10 protein-coding genes are annotated in these 14,647 nt (G+C 63.3%); all 10 read left to right on the top strand.

Annotation, left to right across the window (positions count from 1 at the left end):
- Window positions 1-11: 11 nt before the first annotated feature.
- The 10 genes from argJ to K1X71_05980 all read left to right on the top strand — a co-directional run bounded on the left by argJ (window position 12) and on the right by K1X71_05980 (window position 14,644).
- Window positions 12-1,208 carry a bifunctional glutamate N-acetyltransferase/amino-acid acetyltransferase ArgJ gene (gene argJ, locus K1X71_06025; GenBank protein ID MBX7072687.1) on the top strand — a complete coding sequence of 399 codons (1,197 nt, stop codon included), beginning with the start codon at window positions 12-14 and terminating at the stop codon, window positions 1,206-1,208.
- Between the two features lie 173 nt (window positions 1,209-1,381).
- Window positions 1,382-2,908: a glycosyltransferase gene (locus K1X71_06020; protein ID MBX7072686.1), complete on the top strand. Its 1,527-nt coding sequence runs from the start codon at window positions 1,382-1,384 to the stop codon at window positions 2,906-2,908.
- Between the two features lie 172 nt (window positions 2,909-3,080).
- Window positions 3,081-3,374: a hypothetical protein gene (locus K1X71_06015; protein ID MBX7072685.1), complete on the top strand. Its 294-nt coding sequence runs from the start codon at window positions 3,081-3,083 to the stop codon at window positions 3,372-3,374.
- 224 nt (window positions 3,375-3,598) lie between these two features.
- Entirely contained in the window at window positions 3,599-4,039 is a 441-nt protein-coding gene (locus K1X71_06010; protein MBX7072684.1) for a hypothetical protein, read from the top strand.
- A 203-nt stretch (window positions 4,040-4,242) separates the two neighbouring features.
- Complete coding sequence (ileS, locus tag K1X71_06005; protein ID MBX7072683.1) at window positions 4,243-7,650, top strand: isoleucine--tRNA ligase; 3,408 nt, start codon at window positions 4,243-4,245, stop codon at window positions 7,648-7,650.
- Window positions 7,651-7,764: 114 nt separating this feature from the next.
- A complete protein-coding gene (locus K1X71_06000) occupies window positions 7,765-10,554 on the top strand; it encodes a response regulator (GenBank protein MBX7072682.1) in 2,790 nt (929 codons plus the stop codon).
- Between the two features lie 11 nt (window positions 10,555-10,565).
- Window positions 10,566-11,192 carry a phosphoribosylglycinamide formyltransferase gene (gene purN / locus K1X71_05995; protein ID MBX7072681.1) on the top strand — a complete coding sequence of 209 codons (627 nt, stop codon included), beginning with the start codon at window positions 10,566-10,568 and terminating at the stop codon, window positions 11,190-11,192.
- Entirely contained in the window at window positions 11,189-12,055 is an 867-nt protein-coding gene (locus tag K1X71_05990; GenBank protein MBX7072680.1) for an alpha/beta hydrolase, read from the top strand. The genes purN and K1X71_05990 overlap by 4 nt, the downstream gene beginning before the upstream one ends.
- Before the next feature lie 449 nt (window positions 12,056-12,504).
- Window positions 12,505-13,803, top strand: coding sequence for an amidohydrolase family protein (locus K1X71_05985; GenBank protein MBX7072679.1), 1,299 nt, complete (start codon window positions 12,505-12,507; stop codon window positions 13,801-13,803).
- 49 nt (window positions 13,804-13,852) lie between these two features.
- Window positions 13,853-14,644: a ThuA domain-containing protein gene (locus K1X71_05980; GenBank protein ID MBX7072678.1), complete on the top strand. Its 792-nt coding sequence runs from the start codon at window positions 13,853-13,855 to the stop codon at window positions 14,642-14,644.
- Window positions 14,645-14,647: the final 3 nt, after the last annotated feature.

The following is a 14,647-nucleotide window of genomic DNA, read 5'->3' as shown; positions in this document are numbered from 1 at the left end:
GAAATTAGTCCATGAGCATCTCTCTCCCCGTCGGGTTCCGAGTCGCCGGAGTACATGCCGGCGTCAAGCACGACGACGGCAAACTCGATCTGGCGCTGGTGGCCACCGACCGACCTGCGACCGCCGTTGGCGTCTATACTCAGAATCTGGTCTTTGCCGCTCCTGTCGCGCTCGACCGGCAGCGAACGCCCAGCGACCAGATACGCGGCGTCGTCGTCAACTCGGGCAACGCCAATGCCTGCACCGGAGATCGCGGCTACCGCGACGCCGAGCAAATGGCCGCGCTGGCCGCCGCCGCGATTGGCGCCACTCCAGAGCAATTGCTCGTCATGTCGACCGGTGTGATCGGCCGCTTTTTGCCGATGGAAAAGATCGAAAAAGGGATCGCCGCCGCCGGCCAACAACTTGGCGTCAGCGATGCCCATCTGGTTGCCGCCGCGCAGGCGATGATGACCACCGACACGCGGCACAAGCTGGCCACCGCTTCCTTTACGGCCCGCGGCAAAACGTTTCGCGTCACCGGCATGTGCAAAGGCGCGGCCATGATCGGCCCCAACATGGCCACCATGCTCGCCGTGGTGATGACCGACGCCGCGCTGGCCCCGCCCGACGCGCAGCGCGCGCTACAGGCCGCTGTCAGCGAGAGCTTCAACGCGATCAGCGTCGACGGCCACATGAGCACCAACGACACGGTTTTGCTGTTGGCCTCCGGCGCCGCGGACGCCAAACCCCTCCTCGCTCCCGACGATCGCGCCGCGTTTGGCCGAGCGTTGGCCGAAGTATGCCGCGAACTGGCGCGCATGATCCCCGCCGATGGCGAAGGCGCCACGCATCTGGTGACCATCGATATCGAAGGCGCGGCCGACCGCGCCAGCGCTCATCGCATCGCCAAGACCATCGCCGAGAGCGCGCTGGTCAAAACCGCCATCGCCGGCGCCGATCCTAACTGGGGGCGAATTGTCTCCGCCGCCGGCTATGCCGGCGTGCCGTTCGATCCCAGCCGAGTCGATCTGCGCCTCAACGGCTTCTTGCTCTATGAGGCGGGCTCGCCCGTCTCCTTCGACGCGGCCGAAGTCTCGCGCTCCATCCGCGAACATCGCGACACCAGCATCGTGCTCACGCTGGGAGAGGGGGACACCAGGCTCCGATTCTGGACCACCGACCTCACGGCCGAGTACGTGCGACTCAACGCCGACTACACCACGTAGATCGCATGGCTGCACACGGCTGCTAGCAGTCTCCGCCAAACCGCTCTTTGCCCCATTTGCCGCGGCCGATACACTTGGGCCGCCCTGACTTGTTCCGCGCCCGGCGCTTGAGGATGAGCGTCCATCGCGGCTCGTATCTGGATTTGAGCGCAGGGCATCAGGAGGGATCCGCTATGTCGACCGCCGCAGGCGCTCGTCCCCGATTGTCGGTTGCCATGATCGCGCGCGACGCCGCTGGCGTCATTGCGGCCAGCTTGCAGAGCGTCCGCGCCATCGCCGACGAAATCGTGGTGCTCGACACCGGCTCGCGCGACGCCACTGGGGCCATTGCCCAAAGCGCGGGCGCTCGCGTGATTTCCGTGGCCTGGGAAGACGATTTCGCCGCCGCCCGCAATCGTTGCCTCGACGAGTTGACCGGCGACTGGGTGCTGTGGATAGACGCCGGCGAGCAACTGTCGCCGCGCTGCGCCGTCCCGCTGCGCGACTTTGTTGATCGCGGGGCCGACCTCGAAAAGGCGTATCTGGTGATGGTCGAAACGCCTGCCCCGCAGGCCGATGGCGATCCCGAACAGGCCGCCCGCATTCGTCTCATGCCGCGCCGCGCTGGCCTGCGCTTCGTGGGGCGCGTGCGCGAATCGATCAAGCCGGCCATGGCCCAACTCGGCATGGAACTGGAGCTGGCCCCTTGGCGCATGCTCCGCACCGAGCGCGAGCACGATGCCGACGTCAAACGCGAGCGCGCCTTGCGCAACCTTAGGCTCATCGAACGCGAGGTGCAAGAACGCGGCCCTTCTGCCGCGCTCTTCCTGGCGCTCGGCGAAGCCTGCGTCGCGCTCCAGCAACCAGGCAAGGCGCGCGATTATTTTCGCCGCGCGCTCGGCGCCGCCAGTCGGGGATCGACCGACATGCTTTCGGCCTACTACGGGCTGCTCACCTGTCAGGCCGATTCCGCCGAACCTAATGCGCCTCTCGAGCTGTGCATCGCGGCGCTCGAGGTGTTTCCCTACGATTCACAACTCTTGTGCGCTATGGGCGCTTATTTGCAGCAACAGGGGCATCTGCCGCTCGCCCAGCGCAGCTATCGCGCTGCGCATCAGTTCGGACAGGTCGATCCCGAAACTTGGCACGTCCGCGCCATTGGCGAGATCGCAGCCATCTGCCTGAGCCTCAACTTGCAGCTTTCGGGCGACGACCCGGCCGCCATGCTGGTGCTAGACGAGGCCTTTGCCCGGTATCCGCAATCGCCGCGCGTTGGTCGCCGTCGTCTGGAATTGCATGTCAAACATGGACAAACAACGGCCGCGCTCGCCGAGATCGATCGCCTGGGCCTGGATCGCGCCGAGCGCGATGTGCTGCGCAGCGCCGTCCGCGGCGCCTGCGTCGCCAGTCAGAGGAACTGGATTCCGGCGCTGGCGTATCTCGAAACCGCCTACACGGCGGGCTGTCGCGATCCCTTGTGCCTCCGCTGGTACGTGGCGGCATTGGTCGCCACCGGTAATCCGTCGCTGGCCCGCAAGGTGCTCGACGACTGGGCCCAGCTCGAACCCGATTGCGTCGAGTTGGCGCAGGTACGCAAATCGCTGTCCAGCGGCGATGCTCCGACGGAAGCGGTTGCTCGCCAGCCAGGTTCCGGCGTTCCGCGGCCCCATCTTTCCTCGCTGGGCGCCTCGCGCGTTGCGTCGCCCCCCGCCGCGCGCTAATTCATCGCGTAGAATCTCGCGTTCGGCCGCAAAATCGCTGTTTTTCCCGCATGCGCGCCTTGAACTGGCGGGCCAATAGCGTACCTTTCGTTAGGTGCGCGATCGCCATGCGATGCGCGCGGGGGCGGATTTGTGTTCTCTGGTTACGGCCTGTTCACGGGAGTTGTCGTTCATGTTGGTCACGCCTGTCGTCACGGTGACGGTCGGCGCCTCGCGCTTCCCACGCGCGGGCGAGGCGCTTTACAGCATGTTTCTCGTCGCCGAGCACGACGAAGACGAAGCGGACGAGGGGGATGACGAAGATTTCGACGACGACTTTGACGACGATTTCGAGCAGGAACTCGAAGCCGAATGGGACGAACTCGACCGCGATCTGGAAGAAGACAATCTCAACCTGGGGACCAGTAGCGACGACGACGACGATGCCGATGTCGACGAGGACGCCGAATTCGACGACGATGAATAAAGGCGACGAGTAACAGACGACGAGTAGCAATTGCGGCGCGCTGGCGCGCGGATTGTCAAGCGGCCCTGCCGGCTGTTTGGCGCGCATCGTGGGGGGGTGAATTGCGGGTCGGACGGCAAGGCGTATAATTTGACTGTCCGTGAGCGACCAGGGATGGCCGCCTTGCCATCAACAGCAAGATTGGCATCGAAACGACCAAGGGCGGCCATGGGGCCGCGATCCGCATGTCGCTTCCCGATTCATTCCTCGATCCCGAATCGCTCGAACGCGCCGCACGCGCCACGCGCGAGACCTCGGATTTCGATGCCGAGGGCGTCGAGTTTGAAATCCGCTTCTTCGATCGCATCTTGCGCCGCAGTCCCGACTTTATCGACGTGCTGCGCTGCCAAGGCGAATTATTATCGCGCAAGCATCGCCATGCCGAGGCGCTGGTGATCGATCAACGATTGGCCGCGCTGTGCCCCGCCGATTGCATCATTCGCTACAACCTCGCCTGCAGCCTGGCCATGGCGGCAGAACCCGAGGCCGCCGTCGTCGAATTGCGCCGCGCGTTTGAGCGCGGCTATGTCGACATGGAGCACCTCCAGATCGATCCCGATCTCGATAATCTCCGCGATCTGCCCGCCTTCCAAGAACTGCTCAAGGAATACGGCCGGCACAAGTAGCGCTCGCGGCCCGCATCCCGGCTTGCATCCCATTGTCGGCCCATTTCAAGCGGTGCCCCTGCGAACCAATCCACGCGATAGGCGTCCGTCATTGGCGGGGCGTCGTGTGTTTAGTCTCGCGTGACCAGCGTCTCGCCATTGTAAACGGCGCTGTTTGCTGATTTACTGCCCGTTTCTCGTCGCGCAAAACCGGACCAGCCAGCATGTTTCAGCCCGTCGGCAATTCGGCCCACTTTCCCCAGCTCGAAACCGAAATCCTCGAGTTTTGGCGGAACCAGGCCATTTACGAAAAATCGCTCGACCGCCGCCGCGGCGCTGATCGCTTCGTGTTCTACGAGGGTCCTCCCACCGCCAACGGCATGCCCCATCCCGGCCACTGCCTCACCCGCGCCATCAAAGATCTCTTTCCGCGATATCGCACCATGCGCGGCGACTATTGCGAGCGCAAGGCGGGCTGGGACACCCACGGACTGCCGGTCGAGGTTGAAGTCAGCAAAGAGCTGGGCATCCACTCCAAGGAAGATATCGAGGCGTATGGCGTCGAGCCCTTCATTCATCGCTGCATCGATAGCGTCTTTCGTTACATGCGCGAGTGGGAGCGACTGACCGAGCGGCTCGGCTTTTGGATTCGTCTCGACGAGGCCTACGTCACCTACCACCAGTCGTATGTCGAAAGCGTTTGGTGGGCCCTCAAAAATCTGTTCGATCGCGGGCTGCTCTACCAAGGCCACAAGATTGTCTGGTGGTGGGCCCAAGGCGGCACGGCCCTCTCTTCGGGCGAGGTCGGACAAGGCTATCGTCAGGTTGCCGATCCCAGCGTGTATGTGCGGTTTCCCTTGGTTGGCGCGGCGCCGGCGGAGCTGGCTGGCGCGGATCTATTGGTCTGGACTACCACGCCCTGGACATTGCCCAGCAATCAGTTCGCCGCGGTGCATCCCGATCTGGAGTACGTCGTCGTTCGCGTCGAGGGAGAAGACCGCGGGCTGATCGTCGCGGCGGCCCTGGTCGCTGCGCTGGCCGAGAAGTTCAAACGCGAGTTGCAGATCGAATCGCGCCACTTTGGCCGCGATCTCATCGGCCTCCGTTACCAGCCGCCGTTCGACTATTACTATGCCGCCGATGGCGACCAGCGGGGCGCGCTCCGCGCCGGCAAAGAGCAACACCATGCGTGGCGGGTGGTCGCGGCCGATTTTGTGACCATCGACACCGGCACCGGTGTGGTGCATCAGGCGCCTGCCTTCGGCGAGGTTGATTTTCAGGTGCTGCTCGCCGAGCAAGAGCGATTCGTTGCCGGCGCCGGACCGCAACTCATCTGCGCCGTGGGACCCGATGGTCGCTTCACCGCCGAAGCGCCAGACTACGCCGGCCGTTGGGTCAAAGAGGCGGATAAAGACATCAGCCGCGAATTGCGGCGCCGCGGACTGTTGTTTCACCAGGAACAATACCTGCACGATTATCCCTTCTGCTGGCGCGCCGACGACGATCCCTTGATTCAATATCCGCGCCAGAGCTGGTTCATTCGCACCACAACCTTTCGCGACGAACTGTTGGCCAACAACCAGCGGATCGGTTGGTTGCCAGAACATATCCGCGATGGCCGCTTCGGCAACTTTCTCGAATCCAACGTCGATTGGGCTCTGTCGCGCGAGCGCTATTGGGGCACGCCGCTGCCAATCTGGGTTTGCGAGGCCACTGGTTATATGGAGGCTGTCGCCAGTTACGCCGAATTGCTCGCCAAGCCGGGCGTCGACGGCACGCAGGCCTGGGACGAGGCCAAGGTGGCCAACCCGCGGCTTTCCGACCACCTCAAGGTGCATAAGCCTTACATCGATGCGGTCACTTACGATTCGCCTCAGGCGCCGGGTCGGCGGATGCGCCGCGTCACCGAAGTGATCGATTGCTGGTTCGACAGCGGCGCGATGCCGTTTGCTCAATGGGGCTATCCGCATACGGGCCACGAGCGATTCGCCGAACAGTTTCCCGCCGACTTCATTAGCGAGGCGATCGACCAGACGCGCGGCTGGTTCTACAGCCTATTGGCGATCAGCACCTTGTTGTTTGGTCCGCGCCGCGAGGCGGAAGCCGCCACCACGCGCGACGTCACGACTCCGGAGAAAGAATATCCGCATCCCTACAAAAACTGCATCGTGCTCGGCCTGATGCTTGGCGAAGACGGCGCCAAGATGTCCAAGAGCAAACGCAACTACCGCGAGCCCGCCGAAATTTTCGATCGCTATGGCGCCGACGCCATGCGTTGGTACTTTTTTGCCAATCAACCACCTTGGAGCTCGATCCGCTACAACGAGCAGGCGATCAAAGAAAGCATTCCCGAGTTCCTGTTGCGCCTCTGGAACTGCTACAGCTTCTTCGTCATCTACGCCAACATCGACGGCTTTGATCCCGCTGCTCGGCTACACGGCCCGGTCAGAGATTTGTCGACCAGCGCGCTGGCTTCGGCAGAGGGCTACCGACCGATTGGTCAGCGCGGCGAACTCGATCGCTGGATCATCAGCGAACTGAACCAGACTGCGGCTGCTGTCACCGCCGCCATGGACGCGTATGACAACTACGGCGCCTGTCAGCGCATCACCACCTTTGTCGACGCGCTCAGCAATTGGTATGTCCGCCGCAGCCGAGATCGCTTCTGGGCGGCTGGCCAATCGGCCGAAAAGCTCGACGCCTATTGGACCCTGTATGAATGTTTGACGACCACTGCCCGGCTGGTCGCGCCGTTTGTCCCCTTCATCGCCGAATCGATCTGGCAAAATCTCGTGGCGCGTCCTTTCCAAAACCGCGCCTTCGAAAGCGTGCATCTGGCCGACTATCCCACTGGCGATGCCGACGCGATCGATCTCGATTTGTCAGCGCGCATGAACGCCGCTCGCGCGATCGTCTCGCTCGGACGCAATGCCCGCATGAGCGCCAAGCTCAAGGTGCGTCAGCCCCTGGCCAAAGTCGAAGTGATCCTGGCGCAGCCAGAACATCAACATTGGCTTGCCGAGCATGCGGCGCTGATCCGCGAGGAGTTGAACGTCCACGATATCGAGTTCGCCCGCCAGGCCGATCAATACATCAGTTACACGGTATTGCCCGATCTCAAGCGGCTTGGCCCCCGGCTGGGCAAGCAGTTGCCACAGCTCAAAGCCGCCCTGGCCGCCGCCGATCCGGCCGCGCTCTTGGCGCAACTCGATGCGACTGGCGTCCTGCTGCTTCCGCTGGCCACCGGCGAGGCGCGACTCGAACGCGACGACATCCAAATCCGCATGCAGGCCAAGCCGGGCTGGACCGCCGCACAGGGCCCCGAAGCGGTGGTGGTCCTCTCCACCGAAATCACCCCGGAACTCGAACGCGAAGGCTTCGCGCGTGAGGTGGTCCACGCCATTCAGAACCGCCGCAAGGACTTGAATTGCGAATATACCGAGCGGATCGCCGTTGGCCTGACGGGCGACGGCGAGTTGCCAGAGCGTCTCATCGCCGAGTTTGGCGATTACATCCGTGGCGAAACGCTCGCTCAAGATCTGCAAATCGGGCCCATCGAGGGCGTAGAGCCGATCGAACTCGAATTGTCCGGACAGACGCTGCGGATTTTCGCCCAACGGCTTGCCCCGTAGACCAGTTCGGCGCCGGCAATTTACAGAGAGATTCGGGCCGCGCCGTTCGGTATGATGACTTGCGTTGGCCCGCTGCCAACCAGGTTCGTGTCTCCCGTTAGCCGGGATGCGTCGATGTGGCAGAACGCATTTCTTGTCGATGATTTCATTGGCAGTCCGCTATTGAGCGGTCTCATGCGCGACTCAAGCGCCGCGCGCGAAAAGCTGGGGCCTCCCGCCGACTGGCCAAATGCGTTGCAATCAGCCGCCCGGCTGCTGCTCGCTGCGCGCTATCCTGCATTGGTGTGCTGGGGAAGCGACCTGACGCTTCTCTACAACGATGCCGCGATTCCCCTACTCGGCCAGCGGCACCCCGCGGCGTTGGGCCAACCGGCAGCGTTGACATGGCCGGAACTTGGCAGCCAATTGGCGCTGGCGGTCGACGACGACGTTGCGGGGAATGTCGCGCCCGCCAAGCAATTCACCTTGTGTTTCCCCAGCGGGTCACTCGGCGACGGCAGGTTGGTCGTCTCTTGCTTGCCGTGGCCAGACGATAGCGGCAACGTGGCCGGCTGGTTTTGCGCGCTCGTATCGGATGCCGAGCGGCCGAGCGACCAGCGAACGGTTGCTGGCGACTCCGTTTTGCCGCCGCAACGCGTGCTGATTGTTGAACACGACGCAAACACGCGAGCCGAGTTGGAAAAACTGCTCCAGACTCAGTACAGCGTGCAGGCAGTATCCGATGGTCTGGCCGCGCTTGACGCCATCGAGCGCGCGCTCCCCGATTTGGTACTGACCAATTCAGAACTGCCACGCCTCGACGGCGCCGGCCTGATTCGCGCGCTCCGCTTGCGCCCCAAAACGCAGAAGCTGCCGATCCTCATGCTCTCCGGCCAATTGCGGAACGGCTCGCAAATCGGCGGCCAGGATGTCGAGGCAGACGACTACCTGGCTATGCCGTTCTCCGCCAACGAACTGCTGGCGCGGGTTGCCGCACATCTCGAAGAGCGGCGACGGCGCCGCGAAGACACACAGCGCGCCAAGGTGAACGAAAGTCACTTTCACGCCCTGGCCGACACAGCGCCCGCCATGTTGTGGATCACCAACCAACAGGGCGAGTGCGTCTATCTGTCGCGTGGCTGGTGCGATTTCACAGGCCAAACACTGGCCGAAGGACAAGGCCAAGGGTGGTTCGACGTCGTTCATTCCCTCGACCTCTTGAAGACGCGCGAGGCGTACTATCAGGCCGTCCAGCGCCGCGAGCCGTTCTCGTTCGATTATCGAGTAAGGCGCGCCGACGGCGTCTACTGCTGGGTGCTCGACAGCGGACGCCCGCGCTATAACGACCGCGATGAGTATCTTGGCTACATCGGCTCGGTCATCGACATCACAGTGCGCAAATGGGCGGAAGAAGCCTGCCAGGAAAGCGAAGCCCGCTTGCGGCAACTGGCCGACAATCTGCCGGCCGGGTTTATTTATCAAGTCTGCCAATTCACCGACGAGCCACCGCGCTTCAACTATGTGAGCGCCGGCATCGAACCGCTGATCGGCATTACTCCCGCCGAAGTCGCCGATCGGCCCACATTGCTCTACGAAACGATTTTGCCCGAAGATGTCGCCCGCGTGCGGGCCCAGGAAGAAATCAGCTTTCGAGATCGCGTCCCCTTCGATTGCCAGTTCCGCCAGTGCGCGCGTAATGGCGAAGTGCGCTGGCTCCATGCCCGGTCCGTGCCCCGACCAATGGACGAGAGTCTGGTGCTGTGGGACGGCATCGCCGTCGACATCACCGATCAGGTCGAGCTGGAGCAATCGCTGCGCGACGCCGATCGTCGCAAGGACGAATTTTTGTCGATGCTCGCCCACGAACTACGCAACCCCTTGGCGCCGCTCAAGAGCGCCGCGGTCGTATTGTCGATGCTCGGTGGCGACTCTTCGGAACTGAACTACGTGAAGGCGGTGATCCATCGGCAAGTCGACCACATGACGCGCCTGCTCGATGATCTGCTCGACGTGTCGCGGATCACGCGCGGCAAAATCTCGCTGCAACGACACGAGGTAATGCTCCAGACGGTGTTGCAGCATGCGGTCGAAACGGTCCGGCCAGCGATCGATTCGCACCGGCATCGCCTGGAGATCGCGGTCGAAGACGCCCCGCTGCGCGTGCTGGGGGACGCCACGCGGTTGGAGCAGGTGTTCAGCAATCTGCTCGCCAACGCCGCTAAGTACACTCCGCCCGGCGGAGATATCTCCGTCATCGCCGAAGCGCGCGGCGAAACGCTCGTTGTCCGCGTCCGCGACACCGGCGCCGGCATCGCGCCCGCGGAATTACCACATGTCTTCGATCTCTTCTTTCAGGTCGATCAAGGTTTGGCTCACGCCAATGGCGGGCTGGGCATTGGCCTGACCATGGTGCGCGAGTTGGTCCGCATGCATGGCGGCACGGTAGAGGCGGCCAGCGACGGTCTCGGCCGTGGCAGCGAGTTCACCGTGCGACTGCCGCTGGCCCCGGCCGCCGATGCCCATCGGCACGTCGGTCCGGCGGCCCCCCTCGCCGGTTCGCGACCGCAACGCATTTTGATCGTCGACGACAACGCCGACGCCGCCGTCTTGTTGCAATTGTTGATGAAATTGCAAGGACACGACACCCGCATCGCGTATGATGGGCCCTCCGCTTTGACATTGGCCGGGCAGTATCGGCCCTCGATTGTCTTGCTCGATATTGGATTGCCGGGAATGGACGGATACGAAGTCGCTCGCGAAATGCGAACCCAGTTGGGAGACGGGCCGCGCATCATCGCCATCAGTGGGTACGGCCAGGCCGCCGATCGTGAACGTTCCCGCCAGTCCGGGTTCGATTACCATCTGGTTAAGCCGGTCGATCATGCCGTGCTGGTCGATCTTCTGTCGTGCGAGGCCGTTTCGTGACCACACCGCGATTGCCGGCCGCCGTGTTGATCTCGGGCGGCGGAACGACCCTGCGCAATCTGATCGCCAAGGCGCGCGCTGGCGAACTGCCCATCGATATTCGCGTAGTGATTTCGAGCAGCCCAACGGCTCGCGGCCTAGAGATCGCTCGTCAGGCGGATATCGAAACGCACGTGATCGAACGCAAGGCCTACCCAAGCGTCGCCGAGTTCAGTCGCCCCATCTTCGAACACTGTCGCCTCGCGGGCGCTCAGCTAGTCGTCTGCGGTGGGTTTCTTAAGCTGCTCGACATCCCCGCCGATTTCGAAGCGCGCGTCATCAACATCCATCCCGCGCTCATTCCATCCTTCTGCGGGCATGGCTATTACGGCGCCGCCGTCCATCGCGCCGTGCTCGAGCATGGCGCCAAACTCTCGGGCTGCACGGTCCATTTTGTCGACAATCAATACGATCACGGGCCCATCGTTTTGCAGCGCGCCGTGCCGGTGCTCGACGACGACACCGCCGAGTCGCTCGCCGCGCGTGTGTTCGCGGCCGAGTGCGAGGCGCTGCCCGAGGCCATTCGGCTCTTCGCGGCCGGCCGCTTGACAGTCGAGGGCCGCTGTGTGCGCGTCGCGCCCGCGCCGGTGTCGACATGAATCACTTCACCGAACGGTCGTTCCATTCGGCCGGACTGACGCTGAATTACGCGACTGCCCCCCCAGGCGGCCCCAGTTTGATTTTTCTGCATGGCGTTTGCCGACGGTGGCAAGACTGCCTGACTGTCGTGCCGGCCCTGGCCTCGCGCTGGCGAATCGTCGCACTCGAACAGCGCGGCCACGGCGCCTCGTCACGCGATTCCAACTACCTCGTTGCGGATTATGTCGACGACGCCGTGCGCTTTATCGAACAGCTAGCCGCAAAGCCGGTAGTATTGTTCGGTCATTCCCTGGGCGCGATGGTCGCCGCCGGCGTTGCCGCGCGCGCGCCGCACCTCGTGCGGGCGGTAGTGCTCGAAGATCCTCCGTTCAGCACGATGGGCGCGCGCATCGGCCAAACACCACTACTCGCGCAATTCTCCGCGTGGCGCGAGCTGGCGCGGCGGCATCAGACTCAGCCGACAGGCGACCGGCAGCAGCGCATGGCGCGCTTGTCCGCCGAACTGGGCGACGTCCTTGTGGCGGGGCGGCCCCTCAGCGATACCCGCGACGCCGCCACGTTGAGATTCACCGCCCATTGTCTGCTCGATATGGACCCTGAAACACTTACCCCAGTGGTCGAAGGTCGCTGGCTAGAAGGCTACGAACTGGATGAGATCGCCGCCGCCATTCGCTGCCCGGCGCTGTTACTGCAAGGCAATGCCGACCTAGGCGCAATGCTTACCGACGCCGACGCCGCCAACTTTGCGCAAAGGGCCAGTTTGGCGCAGTGGGTGCGTGTGCCAGAGGCCGGGCATTCGATCCATTGGATGGCGCCTGCCACCGCGGCCCGGCTAGCAATCAGTTTTTTGGAAACCGTTTAGCAGTCCGGGGAATTGTTCGCCGGCTGCGTGAATTGCAGGAAGCTTCGCAAAATCGCGACATGGGTTGTGATTTTGCGAGCCGCAGCAGCGTAGCTCCGCTCGCGGCGAGAGGGAAGAAAGCCACGACGGCTTTCTTCCCCAGGCTGTTAATCGCGCCGCAGCCGGTTTTGGCGCCAAAACCACGTTCTTGCGGGCATCGATTTCACCACCGCGGCCGATCCGCCGCCGTGCGGATATCCGCGTGATATGTGGCCCCATTGTCGCAGCGGCAGGCAATAGTTGTCAGATTTCGCTTCGTTGCGGCCAGTCGTGCGGGCTCCTACAATAATGCCGATCGGGATGAGCCAAGGCGGCACGGATCTTAAGCCCCTCTTCGCCCCCACGATGGGGCTCGCCGTCGTCATCGCGCGCCCGGCGCTGGCCAATTACCAACGCATATCGCAAACTTCATGAAAATCGCCCAGGGCACGCTTGTCGTCAAAAACGGCCAGATGGTCGATGGCACTGGCGCTGCGCCCATCCCCGACGCCGTACTGATCGTCGCCGACGGGCACATTGCCTACGCCGGTCCGGCGGCGGGCGCTCCACCGGTTCCGCCCCAGGCCGATGTGCTCAACGCCCGCGGCGGCGCCATCCTCCCCGGCCTGGTCGAGGCGCACTATCACCCCACCTACTTCAACGTCAGCGAGTTGGCCGATCTCGATGTCAAATACCCGGTCGAGTACGTCACTCTGCTGGCCGCCGCCAATTGCAAGCTAGCGCTCGAGTGCGGTTATACCGCGGCGCGCAGCGGCGGCAGCCTGCACAACATCGACGTCTGGCTCAAGCGGGCCATCGAAGAAGACCTGTTCCTCGGCCCGCGCCTGGCGGCCAGCGGTCGCGAGATCTGCGGTTCGGGCGGCCTGATGGATTGGAACCCCGACTATCTCTCGCTTGGCATGGAAGGCCTGATTCTCTTGGTCAACGGGCCCGTCGAGGCTCGCGCCGCCGCGCGCAAGCTCATCAAAGGAGGGACCGAGTGGATCAAGACCTATCCCACGGGCGATGCGGCCAGCGACCACGCCGATCATCACTCCTTGTGCATGACCTTTGAAGAGATGGAAGCGGTCGTCCACGAGGCGCACAACTACAAAGCGAAAGTCACCGGCCACTGTCGCGCTAACGAAGGCATCAAGAATGCACTGCGCGCGGGCTTCGACACCCTTGAACATGGCACCTTCATGGACGCCGAAGCGCTCGATCTGCTCATGGCGCGCCAGACGCCGGTTGTGCCCGCGCTGCAATTCGAACTGGCCAGCGTGCGCAACGGACCAGAGTTCAAGATGCCGCAGCGGGTGATCGACGGCCATCAAGAAACGCTCGACGCCGGCTGCGAGAGCGCGCGTCTGATCTTTCGCGCGGGGGGCCGCCTGGGGCTGGGCGGCGACTACGGCTTTGCCTGGAATCCGCACGGAACTTACGCCAAGGAAATCTCGTTCTTCGTCAATTATGTCGGCTTTTCCCCGGTCGAGGCGATCCAGTGCGCCACGCAGTCGGGCGCGGTCATCCTGGGCCGTGCCGATGAGTTTGGAACCCTGGAAGCCGGCAAACTGGCCGATGTGCTGGTGATCGATGGCGATGTGATCAGCGACATTACCATTCTGGAAGACCGCTCACGTATCATGGCGGTCATCCAAGGTGGCGTCGTCAAGGCCGGCCGACTGGCCGGCAAGTCGCCGCGCGAATGGGACGCGGCGGTGTCGGCCTGAATTACAATAGTGTTCTGTTGTTTTTGTCCGTGGTGAGTGAGCAAATCGCATGACCAACACGTTCGCGGCGGCGGTCACGCTTTGGGGTTTGTTGATGCCCATGGCGGGCGAGCCAGGTTCCATCAAGGCCTTGGTGGTCACCGGCTATTGCCAGCCCACCCACAACTGGAAGGAAACCACCGCGGCGCTGCAAGACGTCTACAAGACCGATGCGCGCTTCGATCTGCGCGTGGTCGAAGATCCCGCCTTTCTGGAGTCTCCCGCGCTCGCGAATTACGACGTGGTGCTGCTCAACTTCGAGGACTACCAGCGCCCCAATCCGGGCGATAAAGCCCGCGCCAATTTGCAGCAATTCGTCGAGTCGGGCAAAGGCGTGGTGCTGCTGCACTCGGCCTGCGCCGCCTGGAACGAGTCGCCGGAGTTCGTCACGATCGCCGGGCGCATCTGGAAAGAAGGGGTGAGTGGCAACGATCCCAAGGGCGCCTTCAAGGTCGATGTCCTCAAGACCGAAAACCCCATCGTCAAAGGACTCGAATCGTACGACACCGACGACGAGTTGTTCTATTCGCTCGAAGGGGCCCAGGCGATCGAGGTGCTGGCCACTGCCAAATCTAAGATCACCGGCAAGGACGAGCCGATGGCCTTCATCTTTCCGCTCGCCAAGGGACGCGTCTTCAACATCACCTTAGGGCACGATGCGGCGTCGCTGCACGTTGCCGGAACCATGGAACTGTTGCGACGCGGCGCCGCCTGGGCCGCTGGCCAACCCGCCGTGCCAGAGGCCCCAGCAGCGCCGGCCGCGCAAGCAGCGCCCGATCCGGCCGCACCCGCAGCCAGTTAACGA

The organism is Pirellulales bacterium (assembly GCA_019694455.1).
Classification (GTDB): domain Bacteria; phylum Planctomycetota; class Planctomycetia; order Pirellulales; family JAEUIK01; genus JAIBBY01.
Note: the sequence above shows the minus strand (reverse complement) of the source record. Positions and strands in the feature narration are given on the sequence as shown.